Origin of the sequence: Roseobacter sp. HKCCA0882, from assembly GCF_037805225.1 — a bacterium.
GTDB lineage: Bacteria > Pseudomonadota > Alphaproteobacteria > Rhodobacterales > Rhodobacteraceae > M30B80.
This window is the reverse complement of record NZ_JBBLYI010000001.1, coordinates 676,689-702,191: the sequence shown is the minus strand read 5'-3', so window position 1 is coordinate 702,191 and position 25,503 is coordinate 676,689. Positions and strand designations below refer to the sequence as shown.

At 57.6% G+C, this 25,503-nt stretch carries 26 protein-coding genes, 2 tRNA genes and 1 pseudogene; 14 read left to right on the top strand and 15 right to left on the bottom strand.

Features of this window, described 5'->3' with window-relative positions:
- Nucleotides 1-49: 49 nt before the first annotated feature.
- Both purN and purM read right to left on the bottom strand, forming a co-directional pair.
- The gene (purN, locus tag AAC622_RS03665) at nucleotides 50-652 is read right to left on the bottom strand and encodes a phosphoribosylglycinamide formyltransferase (RefSeq protein ID WP_340260370.1); all 603 of its coding nucleotides are present in this window, start codon (nucleotides 650-652) and stop codon (nucleotides 50-52) included.
- Nucleotides 649-1,710 (bottom strand): phosphoribosylformylglycinamidine cyclo-ligase, encoded by a 1,062-nt coding sequence (gene purM / locus AAC622_RS03660; protein WP_340260369.1) that lies wholly within the window; start codon nucleotides 1,708-1,710, stop codon nucleotides 649-651. The genes purN and purM overlap by 4 nt, the downstream gene beginning before the upstream one ends.
- Nucleotides 1,711-1,835: 125 nt before the next feature.
- Between purM and AAC622_RS03655 the strand changes: the two genes are divergently transcribed.
- Nucleotides 1,836-1,912: transfer RNA gene (locus AAC622_RS03655), tRNA-Ile, on the top strand.
- 16 nt (nucleotides 1,913-1,928) lie between these two features.
- Here AAC622_RS03655 and AAC622_RS03650 read toward each other — a convergent pair.
- Complete coding sequence (locus tag AAC622_RS03650; RefSeq protein ID WP_340260367.1) at nucleotides 1,929-3,263, bottom strand: ATP-binding protein; 1,335 nt, start codon at nucleotides 3,261-3,263, stop codon at nucleotides 1,929-1,931.
- Nucleotides 3,264-3,315: 52 nt separating this feature from the next.
- Between AAC622_RS03650 and AAC622_RS03645 the strand changes: the two genes are divergently transcribed.
- The 3 genes from AAC622_RS03645 to AAC622_RS03635 all read left to right on the top strand — a co-directional run bounded on the left by AAC622_RS03645 (nucleotide 3,316) and on the right by AAC622_RS03635 (nucleotide 4,785).
- Nucleotides 3,316-4,170 carry an MBL fold metallo-hydrolase gene (locus AAC622_RS03645; protein WP_340260366.1) on the top strand — a complete coding sequence of 285 codons (855 nt, stop codon included), beginning with the start codon at nucleotides 3,316-3,318 and terminating at the stop codon, nucleotides 4,168-4,170.
- 71 nt (nucleotides 4,171-4,241) lie between these two features.
- A tRNA-Asn gene (locus tag AAC622_RS03640) sits at nucleotides 4,242-4,316 on the top strand.
- Between the two features lie 19 nt (nucleotides 4,317-4,335).
- On the top strand, nucleotides 4,336-4,785 hold the full coding sequence (locus tag AAC622_RS03635; RefSeq protein ID WP_340260365.1) for a TfoX/Sxy family DNA transformation protein: 450 nt from the start codon (nucleotides 4,336-4,338) through the stop codon (nucleotides 4,783-4,785).
- Between the two features lie 55 nt (nucleotides 4,786-4,840).
- Here AAC622_RS03635 and ndk read toward each other — a convergent pair whose 3' ends face one another.
- Nucleotides 4,841-5,263 carry a nucleoside-diphosphate kinase gene (gene ndk / locus AAC622_RS03630; protein WP_213675270.1) on the bottom strand — a complete coding sequence of 141 codons (423 nt, stop codon included), beginning with the start codon at nucleotides 5,261-5,263 and terminating at the stop codon, nucleotides 4,841-4,843.
- A 103-nt stretch (nucleotides 5,264-5,366) separates the two neighbouring features.
- On the opposite strand from ndk, the gene AAC622_RS03625 reads away from it, so the two are divergent.
- Together AAC622_RS03625 and AAC622_RS03620 are read left to right on the top strand one after the other, a co-directional pair.
- A complete protein-coding gene (locus tag AAC622_RS03625; RefSeq protein WP_340261408.1) occupies nucleotides 5,367-7,217 on the top strand; it encodes an ABC-F family ATP-binding cassette domain-containing protein in 1,851 nt (616 codons plus the stop codon).
- 54 nt (nucleotides 7,218-7,271) lie between these two features.
- A pseudogene (locus AAC622_RS03620) lies at nucleotides 7,272-7,370 on the top strand (MarC family protein); the annotation flags it as partial.
- A gap of 3 nt (nucleotides 7,371-7,373) precedes the next feature.
- Here the strand turns inward: AAC622_RS03620 and AAC622_RS03615 are convergent.
- The 3 genes from AAC622_RS03615 to AAC622_RS03605 all read right to left on the bottom strand — a co-directional run bounded on the left by AAC622_RS03615 (nucleotide 7,374) and on the right by AAC622_RS03605 (nucleotide 9,568).
- A complete protein-coding gene (locus AAC622_RS03615; RefSeq protein WP_340261516.1) occupies nucleotides 7,374-7,499 on the bottom strand; it encodes a hypothetical protein in 126 nt (41 codons plus the stop codon).
- Nucleotides 7,500-7,616: 117 nt separating this feature from the next.
- Nucleotides 7,617-8,099, bottom strand: coding sequence for a DNA polymerase III subunit chi (locus AAC622_RS03610; RefSeq protein ID WP_340260363.1), 483 nt, complete (start codon nucleotides 8,097-8,099; stop codon nucleotides 7,617-7,619).
- Nucleotides 8,099-9,568 (bottom strand): leucyl aminopeptidase, encoded by a 1,470-nt coding sequence (locus tag AAC622_RS03605; RefSeq protein ID WP_340260361.1) that lies wholly within the window; start codon nucleotides 9,566-9,568, stop codon nucleotides 8,099-8,101. The genes AAC622_RS03610 and AAC622_RS03605 overlap by 1 nt, the downstream gene beginning before the upstream one ends.
- Nucleotides 9,569-9,779: 211 nt before the next feature.
- Here AAC622_RS03605 and lptF point away from each other — a divergent pair, with 211 nt between their 5' ends.
- The 5 genes from lptF (at nucleotide 9,780) to rsmA (ending at nucleotide 15,245) form a co-directional block, all read left to right on the top strand.
- Nucleotides 9,780-10,931, top strand: coding sequence for an LPS export ABC transporter permease LptF (gene lptF / locus AAC622_RS03600; protein WP_340260360.1), 1,152 nt, complete (start codon nucleotides 9,780-9,782; stop codon nucleotides 10,929-10,931).
- Nucleotides 10,928-12,022, top strand: coding sequence for an LPS export ABC transporter permease LptG (lptG, locus tag AAC622_RS03595; RefSeq protein ID WP_340260359.1), 1,095 nt, complete (start codon nucleotides 10,928-10,930; stop codon nucleotides 12,020-12,022). Before lptF ends, lptG begins: the two co-directional genes overlap by 4 nt.
- 139 nt (nucleotides 12,023-12,161) lie before the next feature.
- On the top strand, nucleotides 12,162-13,421 hold the full coding sequence (locus AAC622_RS03590; RefSeq protein ID WP_340260357.1) for a peptidylprolyl isomerase: 1,260 nt from the start codon (nucleotides 12,162-12,164) through the stop codon (nucleotides 13,419-13,421).
- A 4-nt stretch (nucleotides 13,422-13,425) separates the two neighbouring features.
- Complete coding sequence (gene pdxA / locus AAC622_RS03585) at nucleotides 13,426-14,412, top strand: 4-hydroxythreonine-4-phosphate dehydrogenase PdxA (protein ID WP_340260355.1); 987 nt, start codon at nucleotides 13,426-13,428, stop codon at nucleotides 14,410-14,412.
- Complete coding sequence (gene rsmA / locus AAC622_RS03580) at nucleotides 14,409-15,245, top strand: 16S rRNA (adenine(1518)-N(6)/adenine(1519)-N(6))-dimethyltransferase RsmA (RefSeq protein WP_340260354.1); 837 nt, start codon at nucleotides 14,409-14,411, stop codon at nucleotides 15,243-15,245. Before pdxA ends, rsmA begins: the two co-directional genes overlap by 4 nt.
- Before the next feature lie 65 nt (nucleotides 15,246-15,310).
- Here the strand turns inward: rsmA and AAC622_RS03575 are convergent, their stop codons facing one another.
- From AAC622_RS03575 to AAC622_RS03560, 4 genes are all read right to left on the bottom strand, one after another.
- Nucleotides 15,311-15,871 carry a DUF4167 domain-containing protein gene (locus tag AAC622_RS03575; protein ID WP_340260353.1) on the bottom strand — a complete coding sequence of 187 codons (561 nt, stop codon included), beginning with the start codon at nucleotides 15,869-15,871 and terminating at the stop codon, nucleotides 15,311-15,313.
- Nucleotides 15,872-16,109: 238 nt separating this feature from the next.
- On the bottom strand, nucleotides 16,110-16,961 hold the full coding sequence (prmC, locus tag AAC622_RS03570) for a peptide chain release factor N(5)-glutamine methyltransferase (protein ID WP_340260352.1): 852 nt from the start codon (nucleotides 16,959-16,961) through the stop codon (nucleotides 16,110-16,112).
- Nucleotides 16,958-18,013 (bottom strand): peptide chain release factor 1, encoded by a 1,056-nt coding sequence (prfA, locus tag AAC622_RS03565; RefSeq protein ID WP_340260350.1) that lies wholly within the window; start codon nucleotides 18,011-18,013, stop codon nucleotides 16,958-16,960. Before prfA ends, prmC begins: the two co-directional genes overlap by 4 nt.
- Nucleotides 18,014-18,058: 45 nt before the next feature.
- A complete protein-coding gene (locus AAC622_RS03560; RefSeq protein WP_340260349.1) occupies nucleotides 18,059-18,514 on the bottom strand; it encodes a DUF1499 domain-containing protein in 456 nt (151 codons plus the stop codon).
- Between the two features lie 175 nt (nucleotides 18,515-18,689).
- Between AAC622_RS03560 and AAC622_RS03555 the strand changes: the two genes are divergently transcribed.
- The gene (locus AAC622_RS03555) at nucleotides 18,690-18,896 is read left to right on the top strand and encodes a cold-shock protein (protein WP_317655813.1); all 207 of its coding nucleotides are present in this window, start codon (nucleotides 18,690-18,692) and stop codon (nucleotides 18,894-18,896) included.
- 63 nt (nucleotides 18,897-18,959) lie between these two features.
- Here the strand turns inward: AAC622_RS03555 and AAC622_RS03550 are convergent, their stop codons facing one another.
- Nucleotides 18,960-19,895 carry a hydrogen peroxide-inducible genes activator gene (locus tag AAC622_RS03550; RefSeq protein WP_340260348.1) on the bottom strand — a complete coding sequence of 312 codons (936 nt, stop codon included), beginning with the start codon at nucleotides 19,893-19,895 and terminating at the stop codon, nucleotides 18,960-18,962.
- A gap of 173 nt (nucleotides 19,896-20,068) precedes the next feature.
- Here AAC622_RS03550 and katG point away from each other — a divergent pair, with 173 nt between their 5' ends.
- Both katG and AAC622_RS03540 read left to right on the top strand, forming a co-directional pair.
- Nucleotides 20,069-22,231: a catalase/peroxidase HPI gene (gene katG / locus AAC622_RS03545; protein ID WP_340260346.1), complete on the top strand. Its 2,163-nt coding sequence runs from the start codon at nucleotides 20,069-20,071 to the stop codon at nucleotides 22,229-22,231.
- Between the two features lie 186 nt (nucleotides 22,232-22,417).
- A complete protein-coding gene (locus tag AAC622_RS03540; protein WP_340260345.1) occupies nucleotides 22,418-23,059 on the top strand; it encodes a hypothetical protein in 642 nt (213 codons plus the stop codon).
- Here AAC622_RS03540 and AAC622_RS03535 read toward each other — a convergent pair.
- The 3 genes from AAC622_RS03535 to AAC622_RS03525 all read right to left on the bottom strand — a co-directional run bounded on the left by AAC622_RS03535 (nucleotide 23,036) and on the right by AAC622_RS03525 (nucleotide 25,488).
- Complete coding sequence (locus tag AAC622_RS03535; RefSeq protein WP_340260344.1) at nucleotides 23,036-23,806, bottom strand: maleate cis-trans isomerase family protein; 771 nt, start codon at nucleotides 23,804-23,806, stop codon at nucleotides 23,036-23,038. The two genes, AAC622_RS03540 and AAC622_RS03535, sit on opposite strands and share 24 nt — an antisense overlap.
- A gap of 293 nt (nucleotides 23,807-24,099) precedes the next feature.
- Complete coding sequence (locus tag AAC622_RS03530) at nucleotides 24,100-24,927, bottom strand: sulfite exporter TauE/SafE family protein (RefSeq protein WP_340260343.1); 828 nt, start codon at nucleotides 24,925-24,927, stop codon at nucleotides 24,100-24,102.
- A gap of 111 nt (nucleotides 24,928-25,038) precedes the next feature.
- A complete protein-coding gene (locus AAC622_RS03525) occupies nucleotides 25,039-25,488 on the bottom strand; it encodes a YtoQ family protein (RefSeq protein ID WP_340260342.1) in 450 nt (149 codons plus the stop codon).
- Nucleotides 25,489-25,503 lie beyond the last annotated feature (15 nt).

Sequence of the window (25,503 nt, the reverse complement as noted above, 5' to 3'; positions counted from 1 at the left end):
ATACACGGATTTACGAAAAGGCGCAGGAAAAGGAAAGCCCCCCTCTAGATCAGGGCTCAGCATCCTCAAAGATCAGCGGGCTGCGATCCCCCGCAGCAAAGCGGCGTAATACGGCAGGGTAAAGGCGATGCTCCTGCACCAAAACCCGCGCGGCCAAGGTTTCGGGCGTATCCCCCGCCACCACTGGGACGCGTGCCTGCCCCAAGATCGGGCCATCATCCAAATCCGCGGTCACCTCATGCACTGTGCAGCCTGCGATGTCATCCCCTGCCTCAATCGCGCGGGCATGGGTATGCAGGCCGCGATATTTGGGCAATAGCGAGGGATGAATATTCAGCATCCGCCCCTGATAGCGGGCCACAAATTCAGCCGTCAAAACCCGCATAAAACCCGCAAGCGCGATGATATCAGGCTGATATTGGTCAAGCGCCTTGGCCATCTCAGCCTCAAAAGCCGCGCGATCAGCCCCAAAAGGTTTGTGATCCACCACCACTGTTGGCACGCCTGCAGCCTCTGCCTTGGCCAGACCGCCCGCATCAGGGATATTCGACAAAACCACACAGGCCCGCGCAGGGTGATCCCCCGTCATTGACTTGAGCAGTTCCACCATATTGGAACCGCCCCCTGAAATCGGGATGGCGACCCGTTTCACGAAAGCGCCCCCTCATAGGTCACGCCAGAGCCCGCCTCAACCACGCCAAGCCGTGTCACGGTTTCACCCGCAGCCACCAAGAGCCGCGCAATGGCATCGGCCTCAGCCGCATCGACTACCACGCACATCCCAATCCCTGCGTTAAAGGTCTTGAGCATCTCGCGCGTCGCTATCCCGCCTGTTTCGGCCAACCACTGGAACACGGGTGGCAGACCCCAAGCGCCCAAATCAATCCGCGCGCCAAGCCCCTGAGGCAGGACACGGGGCAGGTTCTCGGTCAAACCACCGCCCGTGATATGGGCCAACCCATGCACCCCGCCTGCGCGGATCGCCTCAAGAATAGGCTTCACATAAAGCCGTGTTGGGGCCAAAAGCGCGGCGCCAAGGCTTGTCTCAGGGGCGAAGGGCGCGGGGTCAGACCATGCCAGACCCGACAGATCAACAATGCGGCGCACCAAAGAATAGCCGTTTGAATGCACCCCATCGGAGGCCAAGCCAAGGATCACATCGCCCGCCGTGACATTGGCAGGCAGGCTTGCGCCACGCTCCATCGCGCCAACGGCAAAGCCCGCAAGGTCGAAATCGCCTGCGTCATACATACCAGGCATTTCGGCGGTTTCCCCCCCAACCAAAGCACAGCCCGATTGCGCACAGCCCTCGGCAATCCCTTCGATGATCCGCGCAGCCTGATCCACCGCCAATTTGCCCGTGGCAAAATAGTCAAGGAAGAACAAAGGCTCCGCCCCTTGGCAGACCAGATCATTCACGCACATCGCCACCAGATCAATGCCGATGGTGTCCACCGCGCCCGTATCAATCGCGATGCGCAGCTTGGTGCCAACCCCATCGGTGGCGGCGACCAAAATCGGGTCATGATATCCTGCGGCCTTGAGATCAAACAAAGCCCCAAAACCGCCCAGTCCCGACATCGTCCCCACCCGCGCAGTTGCGGCAGCGGCAGGTTTGATCCGATCAACAAGCGCATTGCCCGCATCAATATCAACACCCGCTTGGGCATAGGTGAGACTGTTTTTGGGCGCTTGCGCATCTGCGGGCATTGATCGGGCCTTTCCTCAGGGGGCGTGATTTTCCGCCCTGATACCGATCTTCGCCGCCTTCGTCCATAAGCGAGTGATCCAATACTTGACCCCCTCGCATTGGCGCAGTAACTCAAGCCCTACGGGGGCCTGTAGCTCAATTGGTTAGAGCAGAGCGCTCATAACGCTTTGGTTGCGGGTTCAAGTCCTGCCGGGCCTACCATTTCCCCCCAGCACGGCTATCGCGGCAGAATAATGTCTGCCTTTAATCCGCCCAGATCGGCGCTTTGCCCCAAAGTCAGCCGCCCGCCATGCCGCCGTGCGATATCTTGCGCAATTGCCAAACCCAATCCAACGCCCGAGCCGCGATTTTGGTTTCGCGCCACATCCAACCGCACGAAGGGGCGCATCGCCTCCTCGCGCTGATCTGCGGGGATGCCTGGCCCGTCATCTTCCACAGAAATGCGCCATTGACGCGGCGTAAGCGACAAGGTCACACGCGCCTCGCTGCCATATCGCTGCGCGTTTGAAATCAAATTGCCAAGCGCACGACGCAGCACCGCAGGTCGGAATGTGGCCGTATAATCCTGAAGCATCCCACTGTTCGAAGAATGGGCAAAGCTGATCTGCGCCCCTGACCGCGTGGCATCCGAGACAATCTCGCGCAGGAATTTATCAATATCCAATTCCGCCAAATCATCCAACGCATCGCCACGGGCGAAATCAAGAAACGCCTCGAGCAGGGTTTCCATCTCCTCGACATCACGGCGCAGGGCCGTCACATCTTCGCTTTCCTCCATGACACTGAGACCCAATTTCATCCGCGTCAGCGGGGTGCGCAAATCGTGACTGACACCTGAGAGCATCATGGTGCGCTGCTCGATCTGGTTTTCGATGCGATTGCGCATATCGAGGAAGGCGCGGCCCGCACTGCGCACCTCCAATGCCCCTGCGGGGCTGTAATCCACGATGCGGCCTTTGCCGAAATCCTCAGCCGCCCGCGCCAAGCGGCGAATGGGGCGCAGTTGGTTGCGCAGAAAGAGAAACGCCACAGTGGTCATCAAAATGCCCGTAAACACCATCAAGACCAACAATTGATGCGGGTTCGAGGCCGATACACGCCGCCGTGCAATCTCGGCATCCACGCGCGTGCCATCGGCAAGACGCAGCCCGATCATCACTTTGCTATCATCGGTGATCAGATCAATCCATGTCACCTCAGGCACCGCACGGCGCAAAACCTCAATCACACTGCGCCCCGATAGGTCATAAAAGGCGCGCGCCTCCAGTCCGTCGCCCTCAAATGGCTTGTCCCCACCCTCAAAAAGGCTGATCTCAAGCGGGGCGGCCACACTGCGACCTGCCCAAATCCCACCGCGCTCAATCTCTTGGATGATAAAGCGCAGCTCAACCGCCAACCCCTCCATCATCTGACGCGTCACCCCGTCAAAATGGCGCTGCAAAAACGCCGCAGAAACCACAAGCTGGATCGTCAAAATCGGCACAAGCATGATCAGCGCAGCCCGCCCATAAAGGCCGCGTGGCAGCATTTTCTTGATCAATCGCGTAAACATAGGCCATCTATAGCCGCGGCCCGCGCAAAGCGCCAAAGGAAAAACACGCCCGATGATGACCGAGCATGGCTCACTTTTGCGCAGCATCTGCGCCCCAAACCCTTCGCCCATGACGGCAGAGGGCACATTGACCTATATGCTGGGGGAAACCTCTATCGCCGTGATTGACCCCGGGCCCGCATCAGATCAGCATCTGGCCGCGATCCTCGCAGCCGTGCCGCAGGGCGGGCGGATCACCCATATTTTTGTCACCCATGCGCATTTAGATCACAGCGCCCTCGCCCGCCCCTTGGCCGCGGCGACACAGGCGCCCATTTTGGCGGCAGGCCCATGGGATATGGGGCGCAGCACACTGCCTGATCTGGGCGGTGGCGAGGGGGTCGATCACGGCTTCATCCCCGACATTGCCCTGCCCGATGGGGCCGTGATCGAGACAGAAGACTGGCGCATCACTGCCCATCACAGCCCCGGCCATATGAGCAATCATATGAATGTCGCATGGCAAGATGTCGAATTTTGCGGCGATATCGTCATGGATTGGTCAAGCACCTTGATTTCCCCGCCTGATGGTCATTTGGGGGCCTATTTGACCTCGCTCGCCGCGATCGAGGCGCGCGGGCCAAAGCGGCTTTTGCCCGCCCATGGGGCCGCGATTGAGAGCCCCCGCGCGCGCTGTGCCGAGTTGCGCGCCCATCGCGCGATGCGACATGGCCAGATTCTTTCAGCCCTCACAGCAACCCCGCGCAGTCTCAACAGCCTGCGCGCGGAAATCTACCCCGATCTTCAGACCCTGCTACACCCGATGGCTGAGCGCAACATTTTGGCGCATCTCATTGGATTGATTGAAGAAAACCAGGCAAAAGCAGACAGCCCCCTCAGCGCCGAGTCAGGTTTTTCCAGAATTTGATCCAAAGAACGATTTTTTCGCCCCAAAGCACTGGACGCGCAAAATTCGTCTTGCTATACGGCCCATCGTGTTCCGGCGTAGCTCAGCGGTAGAGCAGTTGACTGTTAATCAATTGGTCGTAGGTTCGATCCCTACCGCCGGAGCCAATTTTTCCTGAAATTTAAATTGGCAGACGCGTTGCAGGGCGGCGTTCTAAAGCCGTGCCCAAGCCTATGCGCGCATGACCAATTCTTTTTGATTGCGGATGTGGCGTTCGACCAAGCGGCGGCCGGCTGCGCCGCGTGGCACGGGGCGCACGGGGGCTTTGTGATCTGCGGGACGGTCTTCGATATGGCGCAAAGCCTGCGCAAGGCTGGGATCAAAAGCGCCTCAAATTTGCGCGAACTGGGGGCAGATCAGGCCTATATCGCGCTGTTACACTCAGGGGTATCACCCCATTTTATCATGTATAACGTTCTGCATATGGCACTTCAAGGTCGCGCTTGGAACGATTGCAAAGGGGCTGAAAAAGTCAAATTGCGCGCAAGTTTTAATCAGATTTGCAATGACCACCACAATCCAGACCACAGCGAATTTGAACGCCAAATGGATATTCTCGGCTTGCGCGCAAAATAAAAGCCGCACAGCCGATTGGCTATGCGGCCCTCATTCAAGGACTGTGGTGATCGGCTTAGCCGACCAATTCCAAGCCTGCAAAGAAATAGGCAATCTCTTCCGCGGCAGTTTCAGGGGCATCTGACCCGTGAACGGAGTTTTCGCCTTTAGACAGCGCGAAATCTTTGCGGATTGTGCCGTCTGCCGCTTCAGCAGGATCAGTGGCGCCCATGACTTCGCGATATTTCGCAATCGCGTTTTCGCCTTCCAGAACCTGCACAACAACGGGCTCAGACGCCATGAATTCGCACAGCTCGCCGTAGAAAGGGCGCTCTTTATGCACGGCATAGAACACGCCTGCCTGCGCGGGGGTCAGGTGAATGCGCTTTTGCGCGATGATGCGCAGGCCCGCTGCTTCGATCTTTGCGTTGATTGCACCCGTCAAGTTACGCTTGGTTGCATCGGGTTTAATGATGGAAAATGTGCGTTGCACGGCCATTGATCTCTCCATGGGAAGGTGAATTTGGCGCGGCCATAACATGAGGGATCAGAATAGGGAAGCCGCGATTGACAGCACGCGCCAAGCCGTGCATGAGCCGCGCATGTTGCGCATATCTGATCTCTCTTTTTCTATGGCGGGTCGTCCCCTGTTTGATGGGGCCAGCGCGACCATCCCCACGGGGCATAAGGTGGGCATTGTCGGGCGCAATGGCGCGGGCAAGACTACGCTGTTTCGCCTGATCAAGGGGGAATTATCGCTTGATGGGGGGAGGATTGAGATCCCCGCGCGCGCGCGCATCGGCGGCGTCAGCCAAGAAGTGCCTGGCAGCGCGGTGTCGCTGCTCGACACTGTCTTGGCCGCCGATACAGAGCGCGCCGCCCTCATGGCCGAGGCGGAAACCGCAACGGGCGAACGTATGGCCGAGGTGCAAACACGGCTTGCCGATATTGATGCTTGGTCGGCCGAGGCGCGCGCCGCCACGATCCTGCGGGGTTTGGGCTTTACCGATGCGGAAACCGCCCGCCCCTGTTCCGATTTTTCGGGCGGGTGGCGGATGCGCGTGGCCTTGGCCGCCGTTCTGTTCTCGCAACCTGATTTCCTGCTCTTAGACGAACCCACCAACTATCTCGACCTTGAGGGGGCGCTCTGGCTTGAGGCCTATCTGGCCAAATATCCGCACACTGTCCTTGTCATCAGCCATGATCGCGGACTGCTCAATCGCGCGGTGGGGCATATCTTGCATTTAAGCGATCAAAAATTGACCCTTTACGCGGGCGGCTATGATGATTTCATCAAAACCCGCACGGCGCAGCGGGCGCTGCAATCGGCAGAAGCCAAAAAACAAGAGGCGCGGCGCGCGCATTTGCAAAGTTTCGTGGATCGCTTCCGCGCCAAAGCCTCGAAAGCAAAGCAGGCACAGGCACGGCTTAAGATGCTGGAACGGATGGAACCCATCCGCGCCCCCGAAGACGCAGCCCGCACCGTCTTCACCTTCCCCGAACCTGAGACGCTCTCGCCGCCTATTTTGCGGCTGGACGGGGCAAGTGTTGGCTATGAGGGGCGTACAGTGCTGTCAAAGCTGGATTTGCGCATTGACCTAGATGATCGCATCGCTCTGCTTGGGCGCAACGGCGAGGGCAAATCGACCCTGTCCAAATTGATTGCAGGCAAATTGGCGGCAATGGCAGGCAGTGTGACCGCCTCCTCCAAGTTGCGGGTCGGGTATTTCGCGCAGCATCAGGTTGACGAATTGCATTTGGACGAAACCCCGCTTGACCACCTGCGCCGCGCGCGCGCCGAGGAAACGCCGACACGCCACCGCGCACGACTTGCGGGGTTTGGTCTGGCGGCGGCGCAAGCCGAAACCAAAGTTGGCCAATTATCGGGCGGGCAAAAGGCGCGCTTATCCTTGTTGCTCGCGACTTTGGACGCGCCGCATATGCTCATCTTGGACGAGCCGACCAACCATCTGGATATCGAAAGCCGCGAGGCCTTGGTCGAGGCACTTTCGGCGTATTCGGGGGCAGTGATCTTGGTCAGCCATGATATGCACCTTTTGGGGCTAGTGGCCGATCGGTTGTGGCTGGTCGCAAACGGGCGGGTTGCCCCCTATGAGGGCGATTTGGACAGATATCGCGCCACCCTCTTGCGGGCGCGGCCAGACAAACCCAGCAAAGACAAGCCCGCGCCAACTGCGCCCCGCCCAAGCCATGATGAAATCAAAGATATACGCGCCGAATTGCGCCGTGCCGAAGCGCGGGTCGAAAAGATTATGGAGATGCATGAGAAACTTTCGGTGAAACTGGCTGATCCTGCGCTCTATGAGGCTGCCAAAGCATCTGAATTGGCACAATGGCAAGCGAAGTTCACTGAAGTCGAAGAAGGTTTAGCGCGCGCCGAGGCGCTTTGGGTCGCAGCACAGGCGCGGCTTGACGCGGCGTTGCAAGAATAGCGCCTCCCCCCGATTTCATTTGACCTTTGCCCCCTCAAAGGTCAGGGATAGGGCATGGAATTCGCAACCCTCATCCCCGTTTTTGTGGCGCTTTTTGTCATTATTGATCCCATCGGTTTGGCGCCGATCTTTGTCGCGCTGACCCGCGGCATGGGCTTAGAATTCCGAGAGAACGGCATCAATCTCGGGCACAATAAGCGTGCCCACATTGGCCAATAGGTTTAGGTCGTCCCCGACCAAATTGAATTCGGGCAGATGTTGATCAAATTCATAGGCAACCATGGGCCAGACCCTCTCCTCAACGACTGATGGGCGCGCAATCATGGCCCAAGGTGACGAGGGTTCTAGAGGATAGAGTCCTAATAATTCGTCAAAGCAATTTGGTTTTTCATCGAAACATCAATCTTTTGTCGAAGGTTGTGGATGTTCGCGTTCGATTTTCCACGCACCTGAGGCCTGCGACCAATATTGAAGACGCAGGCCCGCCTCGGCAAAACTGCGCCAATGGTTGCGCGCATGGGTGACGGATGCCTCATCTTGGCCGTCAAAAACCAAAACAGCGCGGGTCAGGCCTGCGCAGTCCTCAGGTGTGATCGTGGCCCCGCCAATCGCCACCAGATAATCGGGGCGATTGGCGCGCAGATCGCCTGTGCCAATGAGAATGGGTTGAAGCTCGGCATCCGCCCCGCCCTCAACCCCGTGGGGCAGAAAACGCTCGGGCGGATGCGCAGCCCATAAAAGGTCATCCATCCGCGCCACGCTTTGCGCATCGGGCGCGCGCAAGGCCACGCGCCACCCTTGCGCCAAAGCGCGCTCAATCAGCATGGGCAAAACTTGCTCAAGCCGCGAGCGGGTCAGATGGTAGAACCACAGTTCGGACATCAGCCTTCGTCAAACATATCTTGGATCAACCGATCCAGTGCCAAAACGCCCCAGCCTGTTGCCCCTGCAGGGGCGTATTTGCTGTCCTTTGCCATCGAAGCAACGCCAGCAATATCGAGGTGAATCCAAGGCATGCCTTTCTTGACAAAACGCTGCAGGAATTTGGCCGCTGTGATCGAGCCCGCAGGCCGCCCGCCTGTGTTTTTAATATCGGCTGTGCGGCTTTTGATCAGGTCATCATAGCTGTCATCCAATGGCATCGGCCATGCGCCTTCATCTTCGGCTTTCGCGGCCGTTAGGAAGGCTGCGCAAAGCGCATCATCATTTGCAAAAACGCCTGCATTGTCATGGCCCAGACCAATGATAATTGCGCCTGTCAGCGTGGCCAAATTTATCATCGCGCGTGGGGCAAAGCGTTCTTGGGCATACCACAGCACATCCGCCAGAACGAGGCGCCCTTCGGCATCGGTATTGATAACCTCGATTGTGTCCCCTTTCATTGATACCACAACATCGCCAGGACGCTGCGCGCGACCATCGGGCATGTTTTCAACCAAGCCAACCAGACCAACCACGTTGGCGCGCGCCTTGCGTAAGGCAAGGCCTTTCATCACCCCTGCAACAACACCTGCGCCGCCCATATCCATGGTCATATCTTCCATGCCTGCGGCGGGTTTTAGGCTGATGCCGCCTGTGTCAAACACAACCCCCTTGCCCACGAGGGCAAAGGGCTGCGCATCACCTGCGCCCATCCATTCCATCACCACAACCTTGGACGGGCTTTCCGAGCCTTGCCCAACCCCCAAAAGGGCGCGCATTCCCAATTTTTCGAGCGCGGGTTCATCAAGAACCTCGACCTTGACGCCCAGCGCGGCCAAATCGCTGAGCTGTTCGGCAAAACTGGTGGTCGTCAGAACATTGGCAGGGGCGTTGACCAGATCACGGGTGAAAAACACCCCTTCCGCCACCGCCAAAAGCGGCGCGGCCTTTGCGGTAATCTCATCAGGTTTACTGCAATAGAGCGTGACGCTGCCATAGCTTTCGGGGGTTTTGGATTTGTGATCGCCAAATTCATAGCCCCGCAAGACCACCCCAAGCGCCAAATCCGCGCTGCGTGCGAAATTGCCCGCACATATATGCAACTCTGATTTGCCCGCCGCGACCCGCAATTTAGCGCCCGCGCGGCGTGCCGCTTGTGCGGTGACGCGGCGCTCTGTTTTGAGGAGCAACACGGCCTCTGCTGACATGCCCGCGGGATAGGCCAAGACCATGACATCGCCCGCGTTTAATCCCTCCCATGCAGGGCTGCCAAGCGCCCGATCCACTGCGCCTTTGCTCAGGCGGTTCAACCGCCGCCCCGCCGCATCCAAACCACCCTCTGGCGTGGCCAAACAGGCAATCTTTCCCGAAAGCCCCTTAAGCGCATCAAGATCAATTTCGCAAAACTGTGTCGCGGATGGACGGGTCATGAAGATCCTCACATTGGTTGAAAGCGTCATTTACCGGCAACACTAGGGCGCAAACTGCGGCTTGACCAGATGGACGATTACACGAACCCGTGCCCTTCGCGCGGAAGCCTTGCATTAAGCCCCAAAAACCCCCAAAACCAAAAGAACTTGTGGGCAATCAGGCCCGCTTGCACCCCAAAGATATTGGGCCAAATTTACAAAGGCTGCGAATTTGACACGATATGATCGTTATATCTTGCTCATGTGCCTCAGTTTCTTTGGCTTCTTCGCGCTTGTTTTGGTGTCCGTCTATTGGATCAACCAAGGGGTTGATTTGTTCGGACAATTAATCTCAGACGGCCAAACCATTTTGGCCTTCCTCGAACTGACCACATTGGCGCTGCCGCCGATTATCATGATGGTGCTGCCTGTGGCGGGGTTTGTGGCGACCCTTTATGTGTTCAACCGCCTGATCACCGATAGTGAATTGGTGATTTTGCAGACCGCCGGCATCTCGCCGCTGCGCCTGTTACGGCCCGTTTTCTATTTCGGGGCGATTATGGCGTTTTTGGTTGCGGGCCTTAGCAATGGTTTGGCCCCGCAGGCCGAAGCACAATTTCGCAAAAGATCAAACATTTTGGGCAATGATCTGGTCGCTCAGTTGATGCGCGCGGGGGTGTTCCAATCCCCGATCTCGGGCATCACGATTTACATCAGCGATATTTCACCCGAAGGTGAGTTGCAGGGTCTGTTTATCCATGATCGGCGCAGCGAGACCCGCGAAGTGACCTATCGCGCGGATCGCGGGTATCTTTTGCGCGATGCGGAAAACGCGCGGATGATCTTGTTATCAGGGCGCAGTATCAGCTTGGATCGGGTCACAAACCGCCTGAGCGATCTCAGCTTTGAGCGATTGAACTATGATATCACACAGGCACAAAGCCCGACTGGATCAGGCAGTAACGAAGAGCCCGAGAACGAGCGCGGGATGTCCACGCCTGCGCTGATTGCGGCGGATCAAGATCTTGCCAACCGCGCGGGCATTCCCCTAGATCGTATCAAATGGCAACTGCATTATCGTTTCGCACAGGCGATGTTCGCGTTTTTTGTGCCTTTGATTGCGGCCAGTTGCCTGATGCTGCGCAATTTTTCGCGGCTTGGGTTATGGGCGCAGATCATGCTGGCCGTAGGGTTGGTGATTCCGTTGCAGATGAGCAAGAACCTTTTGAGCGCTCAGGTCATCAACGCGCCGCATTTGGCACCATTGGCCTATGTGCAGCCACTGCTCTGCGCCGTGGTGTTCGGGGCGGTGCTGTTGGCCGTATATAAAACCGCACATTGGCGCCTGATGCGGCAGCCTGATCTGGTTGAGGGCGGCGCATGATCCTGCAACTTTACCTCGCGCAGCGTTATTTCAAAAACTTCCTCACCGTGTTGGCGATCTTTGCGGTGATCCACATGGTCGTGGATTTGACCGAACAGATGCGAAAAATCGCGCTCAACGGCGGGGATTTGGGCGATGCGCTCACGCTTGCGCTGCTTAATATGCCGTCAGCGCTTTATTCCCTCTTTCCGCTGGTTGTCATGCTGGCGACCTTGGTCTTTTTCCTGTCACTGGCACGCAGTTCGGAATTGGTGGTGGTGCGTGCATCGGGGCGCTCGGCTTTGCGGGCCACGATGGCCCCAATTGGCGTGGCCGCCCTCATCGGGATCATCGGTCTTTTGGTGATCAACCCAATCGTGGCCGACACACAGATCGCGCATGAGCGTAGGTTGGCGCAGGTGCGTGGCGCACAGGAACGCACATTGGCCATCACGCAAGAAGGGCTTTGGCTGCGCCAAGGCACGCGCGATAAGCAAACCGTCATCAACGCGCTGCGCGCCAATAGCAATGGCACGCAGTTATTTGACGTCACCTTCTATAATTTCGATACATTTGGCCGAATTGAACAGCGCATTGACGCAGATGAAGCGCGCCTTGGACTGCAATCATGGGATCTTACCCGCACCAAGATCTGGGACTTAACCCAAACCAACCCCGAGGCCAGTGCAGAAAGTTTTGAGAGCTATGCCGTTCCTTCAACGCTGACGCGGGAACAAATTCTCGATTCCTTTGGGGATCCGAGCAATATCTCGATTTACGCCCTTCCCGATTTCATTACGCAGTTGCAGGAGGCGGGATTTGCGGGCCTGTCGCATCGGGTCTGGTTCCAGATGCAGTTGGCAAACCCATTGATGCTGATGAGCATGGTCTTGATCGGTGCAAGCCTCACGATGCGTCACACCCGTTTTGGCCGCACGGGGCCTTTGGTGCTCGCCGCTATTTTGTTGGGTTTTGGCCTCTATTTTCTGCGCAGCTTTGCCCAAGTTTTGGGTGAGAATGGTCAGCTTTCCGCCTTTATCGTTGCATGGACACCGCCCCTTGCGGGGTCGCTTTTGGCGCTTGGGGTGATTTTGCATATGGAAGATGGCTAAGACAGTGATGGATCGGCCCAATACATCGGGGGGCATGAATTTCCCCTCGCTTCGCTTGCCCGCCTCTTGTAGGCTTGGCACAAATATAAAACGGGCGCTCTCACGCCGCCCCTCGCAAGAGTGACCGAAGAAGGACAAGATGAGTTCACATCACGTATCTTCCCCAATCTTGGGTAAATTCTTGGGCGCGCGTGCCGCGCGCAACCAGTGTTTTGGTGTGATCATGGGATGCGCCTTGGCGCTTGCACCTGCACAAATGCGCGCGCAATCGCTCGATTTCACGCCTGTAATTGCGGTTAATGATACCGTGATCACCCAATATGAGGTGGATCAACGCGCCACATTTTTGGGCATCTTGAATGCACCAGGTGACCTACAGGCCCACGCGCGCGATGTTTTGGTGAAGGAACGCTTGCAAATGGCCGCCGCCCAAGCAGCGGGGATCACAATCACCCAAGACCAGTTGATGATCGGAATTGACGAATTTGCCGCCCGCGCAAATTTGGACGGCCAAGGGTTGATTGATGCGCTTGAGAACGAGGGGGTCGCCTATGAGACCCTACGCGATTTTATCAATGCAGGCCTTTTATGGCGCGAGATATTGCGCAGTCGGTTTGGGGCACGCGCCCAAGTTTCTGAGGCTGAGATTAACCGCGCACTTGCGCTTGGCTCCAGTGGGGGCGGGGCGCAAATTCGTTTGGCGGAATTGATCCTGCCGATTGAAGGCAACGATATTGACACACTGCGCGCAGAATTGCTGACGATTGCCGAAGATGTGGATGGAAATCTGACGGCTTTTGCTGATGCCGCCCGCGCCCGTTCAGCCGCCCCTACCGCGGTGGATGGCGGTGCGTTGGATTGGCGCCCCTTGTCATCCCTGCCCCAAGGCCTGAGTGCCATGTTGATCACCTTGGATGTAGGTGACGTCACCGAACCCGTCCCTTTGGGGCCTGGGATTGGGATTTTTCAAATGCTGGGCTTTGAAGAGGCGGGATATCAGTTCCCAACGCCGAGCAGTTATGATTACGCGACCATTCTGCTTTCAGGGCCAGATGCCGCCGCGCGCGCCGCTGAGATCGCCGCGCAAAATGACCGCTGCGATGATCTTTATGGCACCCTAGAAGGTCAGTTTGAACGGATCAGCGCCCCGCGCGCCGAAGTGCCCGCAGATATTGCGGCAGAGCTTGCTAAGCTTGACCCGAATGAAAGCTCGACCGCCCTGCGCCGCAACAATGGCGCCGACCTTCTGATGGTTTGGCTGTGCAATCGCACAGTTGAGCTTGAAGATGGCGCGCGCGAGGAAATTCGCCAAGCCTTGTTCTCGCAGCGCCTTGAGACTTATGCTTCTGGCTATCTTGAGGAATTGCGCGCGGACGCCATCATCCGTGATTTGGACTGATCCCATGGGTGCGGGCACGACCGGCCCCATTGCGCTCAGCTGTGGGGAGCCTGCGGGGATTGGCCCCGAGATTGCCGCAAAAGCGTGGCATGAATTGCGGGGGGCGGTTCCTTTTTTTGTCATCGGGGATGCGGATCATTTCAACGGGCATGGCGCACCTATCATCAAAATATCTCAGGCAAGTGCCGCCTTTGCCGCCTGTGGCGATGGGTTGCCAGTTCTGCACCGCGACTTTGGCCCCGCCCGTGTGGCAGGCCACCCCCAAGCCGCCCATGCGCAAGGCGTCATTGACGCAATCGCGGAGGCCGTAGAGCTTGCCCAATCGGGTGCGGCGCGCGCAATTTGCACCCTGCCCATCCATAAACACGCCCTGCAACAAGGCGCGGGTTTTGCCTATCCAGGCCATACGGAATATCTCGCGGCCTTGGCGGGTGGGGTGAAGGTAGTCATGATGTTGGCCTGCGCAGAATTACGCGTTGTGCCTGCCACCATCCACATCCCCCTCAGCGCGGTTCCTGCGACTTTTACCCCCGATCTATTGCGCGATGTGATCCGCGTGACCTCGGACGCAATGCAGCGTGATATCGGTCTGCAGTCCCCACGTTTTGCGGTGGCGGGCCTCAACCCCCATGCGGGCGAAAATGGCGCCATGGGGCGCGAGGAAATCGCATGGATGATCCCCTGTCTGGAGGGGTTGCGCGGCGAAGGTTACCAGATCGCGGGGCCGCTCTCCGCAGATACGATGTTCCACCCTGAGGCGCGCGCGCGGTATGATGTGGCCATCTGCGCCTATCATGATCAGGCGCTGATCCCGATCAAGACGCTTGATTTCTCAGGGGGGGTGAATGTGACGCTTGGCCTGCCCTTTATCCGCACCTCGCCCGATCATGGCACAGCCTTTGACATCGCGGGCACGGGCCGCGCAGATGCCACAAGCTTGGTCGCGGCGTTGCGCATGGCGGATCAAATGGCACAGGTGCGCGCGGCATGATTGATCCCCTCCCCCCCCTGCGCGAGGTGATCGCAACCCATGATCTGCGCGCCAAGAAATCCTTGGGGCAGAATTTCCTGCTTGATCTGAACCTAACCGCAAAAATCGCCCGCATCGCGGGGGATTTAAGCGAATGTGATGTTCTGGAAATCGGCCCTGGCCCTGGTGGTTTGACCCGTGGCCTTTTGGCCGAAGGGGCGCGGCGCGTGGTGGCGATTGAAAAAGACGCGCGTTGCCTTCCTGCGTTGGCAGAAATCACCGCCGCCTATCCCGACCGCCTGAGCGTTCTCAATGACGATGCTTTGGCCGTGGATTGGGCGGCGCATCTGAAACCGCCGATCCGTATCATCGCCAATCTGCCCTATAATGTGGGCACCGAATTGCTCATCCGTTGGCTGATCCCGCCTGTCTGGCCACCACAATGGTCAAGCCTGACCTTGATGTTCCAACGCGAAGTGGCCGAACGTATTGTGGCGCGCGAGGGCAGCAAGGCCTATGGCCGCTTGGCCGTCTTGGCGCAATGGCGCTGTGAGGCGCGGATTGCGCTGAACCTGCCACCCGAGGCCTTTACCCCGCCGCCAAAGGTCAGCTCTGCGGTGGTGCATTTAACAGCACTTGAGGCACCGAAATTTCCCGCCGATCAAAAGGTGCTGGAGCGCGTGGTTGCTAAAGCCTTTAATCAACGCCGCAAAATGCTGCGCGCCGCGCTGAAGGGGCTTTGCCCAGATATTGAGGATCGCATCTTGGCCGCAGGGCTGCGCCCGACTGACCGCGCAGAAACAGTCAGCCTTGAGGGGTTTTGCGCCCTCGCCCGCGCTGTCGCGGCCGATTAAGGCAAGAAAAACCCCCGCACCAAGGATGGCACGGGGGCAATGTCATGCAACAAGGTCACGCGCGATTATTCGCCTTGCGCCTCGCTTGGGGCTGCAACCATTGGGGCGGCATCGCTGCCTGCCTCGTCAGATTTGCGCGGGCGGCGGGGGCCACGCGGCGCGCGTTTCGCGCGAGGTTTGCTTTCGGGCGTGTCGACCAAGATGCTGGCCTCCTCCCCATCGCCATCGGCGGCCATCGCCAAACCATCCGTCTCACTGGGCATGACCTCGTGGCCTGCATCCTGCGAAGTCTCGGCCTCGTACTCGTTCGAATACCCACGGCGATCATGGCCATTCTGGCCGCCATTATGGCTTTGCTGCTCTTCGCGGCGCGCGTCCATCTCGCGCTGCGCCTCGCTTAGGAGGCGGGAATAATGCTCGGAGTGCTGCAAGAAATTCTCAGCGGCCACGCGGTCATTGCTCAACTGGGCATCACGGGCCAATTGCTGATATTTGTCGATGATCTGCTGCGGTGTGCCGCGCACCTTGCCCTCTGGGCCAGAGCTGTCAAACACCCGATTGATGATATTGCCAACAGAGCGGTTGCGATTGCCCTTTGACCGCGAGCGGTTCTTTGATGATCTCATTGTTCTTATATAGTCCAGTGTTGAAGCCATCCACGGCAGGGTGTCAGGCGGCCTAATGCCAAGTCCGTGCCAATATCCACGATCAGCCTGTGCAATCTGTGCCTTTGTCCAGAATATCGTGGCTGTTATTTCGGGGGAATGTCTTAATAATTCCTCTCCCGTAATCCCCGCTTGCCATGGCTGAGGGGCGCTTACAAGCGGAAAGTTGCAAAAACGGCGAAATTATCGGCTTTTTCGCCTAGGAACGCATTGCTTGCGCCACCACAACACGCGGCTTGCCTGCCAAGTCATGGATGACGCGCACAGACCGAAACCCTGCTTGAGCAAAGATTTGCAGCACCGTTTCGCCTTGATCATAGCCGATTTCGACCATGACCCCCCCATCGCGCGCAAGATAGGCGCCTGCCTGCGAAGCGATCACGCGATATGCGCTCAGCCCATCATGACCATCGGTCAGCGCCGCAGCGCGCTCATGCAAGCGCAGCTCTTCGGGTAGACCTGCATAAGTTGCCTGATCAATATAGGGCGGATTGGATAGGATCAGATCAAACATCGCGGGCTCTGGCAGCGCCGCGAACCATGGGCCCGTGAAGAACTGCAAACGCCCCGCCACGCCATGGGTCTTTGCATTTTGTCGCGCGCGGGCCAATGCCCCCCCGTCCAAATCGGTTGCAACACCTTGCGCCTCTGGCCGCGCGGCAAGCAGGCTGATTGCAATCACACCCGTGCCTGTGCCCAGATCAAGAAAACGCGTAAAGCCATGCGAGAGTGCGGCCTCTACCAAGGTTTCCGTATCAGGCCGCGGGGCCAAATCTCCTGCCCCAACCGCGAAATCCAATCCCATGAATGCAGATTTCCCAATGATATGGGCCACAGATTGTCCAGCAAGGCGGGCCTCCACCACTGCCTCAAAATCAGTGATGTGATTTTGGGCGGCCAGATCATTGAGACAGGCTGACAACCCCGCCCCTGACAGGCCTGCGGCATGCGCCAATAAAAGGCGTGCATCGCGCTCAGCCTCATCTTGGGGCAAGCGCTGAGACAAACGCGCGCGCGCGGCGGCGTAAAGATCCCGATAGCGCGCGCTCACCCGTCCATCTCAGCCAATAGGGCGGCTTGATCATGGGCGGTCAGCGCGTCAATGATCTCGTCCAAATCACCCGACAAGACCTGATCCAACTTATACAAGGTCAGATTGATCCGATGATCTGTCATGCGCCCTTGGGGGAAATTATAGGTGCGGATACGCTCGGAACGATCGCCCGTTCCCACCTGACTTTTGCGCGAAGCAGCGCGGGCATCATCGGCCTTTTGCCGCTCCAGATCATAAAGCCGCGCGCGCAAGACCTGCATTGCAATCTCGCGGTTGCGGTGTTGTGACTTCTCCGATGAGGTGACGATGATCCCCGTGGGCAAATGGGTGATGCGCACGGCGCTGTCTGTGGTGTTCACATGCTGACCACCCGCGCCTGAGGCGCGCATTGTATCAATACGGATATCGGTTGCGGGGATATTGATATCAACATCTTCGGCTTCGGGCAGAACAGCCACAGTCGCGGCGGATGTATGGATACGCCCGCCTGATTCCGTTTCTGGCACCCGCTGCACGCGATGAACGCCAGACTCGTATTTCATTCGTGCAAAAACTCCCTCGCCCACTATCCGTGCGGTCACTTCACGCACACCGCCAAGCTCGGAGAGCTGCTGCTCGATCAATTCAAATTGCCACTCCCGCGCCTCGGCGTAACGTTGATACATCCGCAGCAAGTCGCCCGCAAAAAGGGCCGCCTCATCGCCGCCAGTTCCAGGGCGAATTTCAAGAATGGCAGGGCGGGCATCGGCCGCATCTTTGGGCAAAAGCGCAATGCGCAAAGCATATTCAACCTCAGGCAGCGCGATTTTCAGGCATGCCAATTCTTCTTCGGCCAAGGCGCGCATCTCAGGATCAGCCAACATCGCCTCGGCCTCCTGAAGGTCAGATTTGATCTGCTGATATTCGTCAATCTGCGTGACGACAGGTTTCAGCTGCGCATATTCGCGACTGATTGCGGCAATCGCATCAGCGGCGGGGCCTGCGTTTAATTGCGCCTCGAGATACTCGAAGCGCTCGACAATTTGGCGAAGGGGTTCTGCTGGCAACATAGGCAGGGTTTGGCGAAGCGGCGCGGGCGCGTCAAGCCTGATTGATCAGCGCGCGGCCTGCAACGCAGCGACCCAATCGGCCACGCGTGCCGCATTCACCCCCAAATCGCTATAACCAAAGCTAGACCGCGAGAAGATCTGAACCCGCGTCCCCCCCTCATCGGTGGGATCAAGCGTTAGGCTGAGCGCGTCAGGAAAGCCCATCAAACGGCTGCGATAGACATAAGTGACAAAGCCATCCTCTGGTTGGCCTGCCAACAGAACGGCGCCATCGCTGGCGGCCTTCAGCGCGACATCTGCCGCCACATCCGCCAGATTGCGCGGCAACACCAAGGCCTCATCCCCCACCATTAGGGCGAAATTGGGGGTTGATGGCGGCACAGCCAAAGCGGGGCGAATATGATAGCGCGCGGCATCCATTGGCATCACGCGAAAGGCCACCGCCGCAAAAATTACGATACCAAAAAGCGTTGCAACGGATATGAACAATTTGAACAGCATCTTTTACCCCCAACGATTTATCTTTACGCGAAGCCCATTTCATGCGACACGGGCCGCGCTAGTTATCTGATATCGCTCTTCTGTCCCTCTTTAAAGGCAACAGTGCAGCCTATCTCGCATGACGATTGCCAAGCTGCCGCATGGTGTGGGCAGCATAATGACAGGAGACACGGAAATGGCCAATGGCACCGTGAAATGGTTCAATGCAACCAAAGGTTTCGGCTTCATCGCACCTGATGAAGGCGGCAAAGACGTATTCGTTCACATCTCTGGTGTTGAGCGTTCTGGCCTCAAAGGCCTCAACGACAACCAGAAAGTGACTTACGAGCTGGAAAAAGGCCGTGATGGCCGCGAAAGCGCCGTAAATATCACGCTGGTTTAAGGCATAAGCCTCATCCAGTTTGGATTGGAAAAGGTGGGCTTTGGCCCGCCTTTTTCTTTTTGGTTATACGATTTTGAGCATAAGCCCGCCTGTCATGGCCTCGGACGCGCCCGTTTCTGCCGCCTCGCGCACCACATTGGCCAATTTGCGCAACTGATTGGAAAGCGGGCTTGTGCGCCGCCAAATAACCCCGATTTTGCGCGCAGGCGCAGGGGTGCGAAACCGCGCCAAGGCCACGCTCGCAGAGCGTGTCTCAACAGGCACAGCCATTTCAGGGATAAGCGTCACGCCAATCCCCGCCCCCACCATCTGCACAAGCGTTGACAGTGATGAGCCATCCATCACCTCGCGCGGGGTATTTGCGCCAAGCGCGCAAAAAGACAGGGCTTGATCGCGGAAGCAATGCCCCTCCTCCAACAAAAGCAGTTTCATTTCCCGCAGGGAATTGGCATCGGGCACAGGCTTGCCCGCATCTTCGGGCGGCCGCACAAGAATGAAATCTTCTTGAAACACCTCCACCTCCTCAAAGCTGGGCTCAGATATGGGCAGGGCCACAATCGCCGCGTCCAACCGCCCTTCGGACAATCCCGAGATCAAGCGCGGGGTGATCGTTTCACGCAACGCCAAATTGGCCTGCGGGTAATACTGCCCCATCAAGCCCACCACACGGGGCAAAAGATATGGCGCAATGGTGGGGATCACACCAAGACGCAGGCGGCCCAAATCATCACCGCGCGCCGCACGCGCGCTATCGCCCAAATCGTCAACCTCGGCCAATATCCGCTGCGCACGCGCCAAGAACCCAACCCCAAACGGGGTGGGTCGCACATGGCGGGCGGCGCGCTCGAACAGGGCCAGACCCAAACCATCCTCTAAGGCTTGAATTTGCATGGACAAAGCGGGCTGCGAGATCGCGGATGCGGCGGCCGCATGTCCAAAATGACCATGCTCGGCCACCGCGACCGCATATCGCAACTGTTTCAAGGTGATATTAGCCATAACAAAACCTGATCGCCTACATCAGAAAATCAAAATTAAACTAATCGCTCACTGATGCTAAAACAAGCCTAAGCGCCGTTTGCATGCGAATCCGTGCAACGGCCCTCTGATCACCAAGAACCGCACCCCGATGATGGGGCCTGCATGAGACAACCCAAAAGGAGACTGCCCCCATGGATGGAAATAACATTGGCAAATGCCCCATGATGCATGGCGCGCAAACCGCGCTTGGCACAACTGTTACCGATTGGTGGCCAAATGCGTTGAACCTCGACATTTTGCACCAACATGATCGCAAGACCGATCCGATGGGCGAGGCTTTTGATTACCGCAAGCAATTGGAAAAGCTCGATATCGATGCGCTGAAGAAAGACATGCACGCGCTGATGACCGACAGCCAAGATTGGTGGCCTGCAGATTGGGGCCATTATGGTGGCTTGATGATCCGCATGGCCTGGCACGCGGCGGGCAGCTATCGCACCGCTGACGGTCGCGGCGGCGGCGGCACTGGCAACCAGCGTTTCGCGCCTTTGAACTCTTGGCCCGACAACACCAACCTCGACAAAGCCCGCCGCCTGCTGTGGCCAATCAAGAAAAAATACGGAAATTCAGTATCTTGGGCGGATTTGTTTATCCTCGCAGGCAACATTGCTTATGAATCCATGGGCCTCAAAACCTTTGGCTATTCCTTTGGCCGCGCCGATATTTGGCATCCTGAAAAAGACATCTATTGGGGCGCAGAAAAAGATTGGCTGGGGTCTGAGCGTTATGCCGAAGATCGCGGGTCTGAGACATTGGAAAACCCGCTTGCGGCGGTTCAAATGGGCCTCATCTATGTGAACCCAGAAGGTGTGAATGGTCAGCCCGATCCGCTGCGCACCGCGCATGATGTGCGCGTGACCTTTGCCCGTATGGCGATGAATGATGAAGAAACCGTGGCCCTGACCGCAGGCGGTCACACAGTGGGCAAGGCGCATGGCAATGGCGATGCGGCCAATTTGGGTGCTGACCCTGAAGGTGCCGATGTGCATGAGCAGGGCCTTGGCTGGAACAACCACACCACCCGTGGCGTGGGCCGCGACACTGTCACCTCGGGCATCGAAGGTGCTTGGACCACCCACCCCACCAAATGGGATAACGGCTATTTCCATTTGCTGCTGAACTATGACTGGGAATTGAAGAAATCCCCCGCAGGGGCATGGCAATGGGAACCTGTTAACATCAAGGAAGAGGACAAGCCCGTTGATGTCGAAGACCCATCTATCCGCTACAACCCGATCATGACGGATGCGGATATGGCGATGAAGATGGATCCCGAATATCGCAAGATTTCGGAAAAGTTCTATGCCGATCCTGAATATTTCTCGGAAACCTTCGCCCGCGCATGGTTCAAGCTGACCCACCGCGATATGGGGCCAAAGGCGCGTTATTTCGGGCCAGATGTGCCTGCCGAAGATTTGATCTGGCAAGACCCGATCCCTGCGGGCTCCACGACTTATGATGTGGATGCGGTCAAGGCGAAAATCGCGGCAACGGGCCTGTCCATCTCCGAGATGGTCGCGACCGCATGGGACAGCGCGCGCACCTTCCGTGGGTCTGATATGCGCGGCGGTGCCAATGGCTCGCGCATTCGTCTGGCCCCACAAAAGGATTGGGAAGGTAACGAGCCTGCCCGCCTGCAAAAGGTGCTGACCGCATTGGAACCCATCGCCACGGAAACGGGCGCAAGCCTTGCGGATGTGATCGTTCTGGCGGGTAATGTCGGTGTCGAACAGGCGGCCAAAGCGGCAGGTGTCGAGATCACCCTGCCCTTCACGCCAGGCCGTGGTGACGCCAACCAAGAGCAAACCGATATCGACAGCTTCGAAGTGCTAGAGCCCGTCCATGACGCGTTCCGCAACTGGTTGAAAGCGGATTACACCGTGCAACCAGAGGAGCTGATGTTGGATCGTGCGCAGCTTTTGGGTCTGACAGCGCCCCAAATGACCGCATTGATTGGCGGTATGCGTGTGCTTGGCACCAACCATGGCGGCAGCGCGCATGGGGTGTTTACGGATCGTGTTGGCACATTGTCGACCGATTTCTTCGCGGCGCTGACCGACATGGCCTATAAGTGGGAACCTGCAGGGTCGAACCTCTACAACATCGTGTCTCGCAAAACAGGCGAAACAAAATGGACAGCCACCCGTGTGGATTTGGTTTTTGGCTCAAACTCAATCCTGCGCGCTTATGCCGAACTTTACGCACAAGACGATAATGCCGCGAAATTCGTGCATGATTTCGCCGCTGCGTGGACAAAGGTGATGAATGCAGACCGCTTTGACGCGGCCGCATAAAGCAGGCAGGTAAGAAAAGACAGGCGCGCGCCCCAAAAGGGCGCGCGTTTTTTATCTTTTACAGACCAGACCTGCCTGCTAGCCCTAGGCGCATGCAAACGGCACTTATACTGATCATTGCTTTGGCTGTTGCGGGTCTGTTGATCTGGCCACCCTTGGCAAAATCGACCCTCTGGCGCGCTATTGTTGGCGCTTGGCACAGATATGCTCGATGGGCAGGGTGTGATCCTATCCCCCGCGACAGAAACGGGCCCCGCAGCCCTGTTTTTGGTGTTTGGGCTGATTGTGACCGTGCAAGGTTTCGAAACGGTGCGGTATATGGGGGCAGAGTATGCCCCCGCGTTACGGATCCGCGCCATGCATATGGCGCTGCTTATCGCCACGCTGATCTATATGGCCTATCTTCTGCCCCTCAGCCTAATCTTTACGCCCGCCCCGCAAGCTGTCATTGAAACAGCCATTATCGACATGATGGGCCGTTTGGCCCCAATCCTTGCTCCGCTTTTGATGATTGCAGCGCTGAGTGCCCAGTTCAGCGCCGCCTTGGCCGATACGGGCGGATCAGGCGGGCTGCTGGCAGAATTGACCCGCGACCGCATCGGTGCGCGCCACGGCTATGTCATTTTGGGCGCAGTTGCGCTGATCCTTACATGGGTGGGCGATGTGTTTTCCATCATCGGCTATGCCTCCCGCGCCTTTGCCTTTTATTACGCGCTGCAAGCCGCGATTGCGGCGGCAGGCGCGGGCAATTGGCCAAAGCGCCTGTTCTTTTTTGCGATGGCCCTCCTGGGTGGGGCGATCACCCTATTCGGCACTTCGGGCGAATAGGGGCTCAGCCATTAAGCGCCCCACGCGCAAGGCGGGCCTAATCCCCGCCAATTGGCACATATGCCATGCCATCACTTGGTTGGACGACAGGGCAACGGCACCTGTCTCGGCCTCGATGGCATCAATGACATCTAAGGTGCGCAAATTCGTGCAGGATAAAAATACCGCTTCGGCCCCACCCCGTTGCAGCAGCGCCGTTGCCGCGCGGGTGACAGACGGGCCATCGATGAGCGCAACTGCATGTTCGCGCGCCTCGTTAAAGGTTCCGAACACGGGGCTTTTTATCCCTTGTGCCGCGACTGCGGCGCGCAGGCGGCTTGAGACCTCGGGCACATAGGGCGACAAAAACGCCAAGCGCATGATCCCCATATGACGGCAGGCCGCCACGAGCGCCGAAAGCGGGTCGGTCACATGGGTTGCGGGGCATCCTTTGCGCAGCAATTCAGCCACCCGCCCCGCCCCGATCACCGATGTCGCCGAGGTGCAACCATATCCCAATACATCAAAATCCAAAGCGGGCGGCATAAGGGCGGCGGCATCGCTTAGATGCCCCTCCATCGCAGCAAGACTGTCTGAACTGACGGTTTCAGCACTGGGGACACGGCTGATATACAGGGCCACTTCCTCTTGAGGCAAGATACGGCGCAGATCGTGTTCTAGCGTTTCATCGGATTGCAACACAACCATGCCCAACACGGCACGCCGCCCCAAAATAGGTGCAATAGTGTAGTCAAACACATCTTCCATGGCCAAGGGCCCCATGCGTGATCGCGATTACCATCTATGCTGCGGGGGTTTTGTGATAAATCATGCACGCCCTGCGACCTCTAATGGCCTATTTGCGCCGCTTTTGCCCCTTAGGCCAAGTCACCCATGCAATAAGAAAGACCAAGATAGAATTTTCTTATCAAGTGAAATCATCCATACGCAACTCTATGAATATGATAGCGTTTTCAACACTGCCAAGGGGCATGAGATCTGCAACCTATCTTATAGAAGCGTATTTATGCTGCATTGCTGCTACCCTTGGTGGTACCCGATTAGCCCGTTACAATCGCATAAACAAAGCGCAAACAGACCAACGCAAGGAAGAGGCCAAAGGCCAATTCCAAATGCCGCCGCGACAGGCTATGTGCCAATTTCACACCCAAATTAGCAGTCAGAAAGGTGGTTGGCACAAACAGGATCATCCCCAAGAAAGAGACATATCCGATGGCATCCATCGGTAAACCCTCTTGGCCGAGGCCCGCGATCATATAGCCAATCGCGCCGGGGACCGAGATCAAAACCCCAATCCCTGCCGATGTGGCCACCGCCTGATGAATGGGGCGGCCATGCAATGTCATGATCATATTCGAAATCTGACCCCCACCGATCCCCATCAGGGCCGACAAAAGGCCAATCAAACCACCATAGGAATAAAGCCCGGCCCCCGTGGGCAAATCAGCGCCCAAATCCCATTTCTTTGCACCAGAGATCATCTTGATCGCATTGGCCCCCGCCACCACGACAAAAACGATCTGAAAGATGAATGGCGGTGCAAAACGGGCCAAACCCGCGCCAATCAGCACACCTGCCAGAATGGGCAGCGCCCATGATTTCAACAGCGCCTCGTCTACCGCTCCGCGTGCCCGGTGGCCCATATAAGAGCGGATTGAGGTAGGAATGATAATGGCGAGTGAGGTGCCAACCGCCAACGGCATCCGCACCTCATCTGAGAGGCCCAAGAAGCCAAACACCTCATAAAGCACAGGCACAATCATCGCGCCCCCACCTACGCCGAATAGCCCCGCGAGCACGCCCGTCACTGCACCCGCTGCAAGCAGCATTACCGCCACGATGGCGAATTCCGCCGTCATGAAATCCATTTATTCACTCCAGAAAATGCGCAGCCCCCGTCACGGAATGTGCACGGCACGAGCGTCACTTTGGAGCCCATATACGAAAGCACCGTGGCGCTGCCAAGCGTAGAAAAGCATCTAAAGGGTGCCGTCAATCACGTAGGCCAGAATTTTCGCAACCTGTGCGGGCGTCTCAGTAACGGCAAAGGCCGCCGCATCAACCTCTTTTAGCGCGTGTTGATGATCTGCTCCATGCACCACAATCAGCGACTTGCCCAAGGCCGCAGCATATCCCGCGTCAAAGGCGGCGTTCCATTGTTTGTATTTCTCACCAAAGCGCACAACCACGATATCGGCATCTGCAATCGCCTTACGGGTGCGAATGGCATTTATCTTTGCGCCTTTGTGATCGTGCCAGAATTTCTGATCCTCAGCTCCCAAAATGGCCACGCCGCAATCATCACTAGCGGCGTGATCGGTCACGGGCGCGGTAAAGCGAACAGACAGGCCCGCTTCGGCACAGGCGGCGATGATCTCCTCGCGCCATGTCGTGTGAATCTCGCCCGAAAGGTAAACTGTTAAATCCATGGGTTCTCTTCCTGT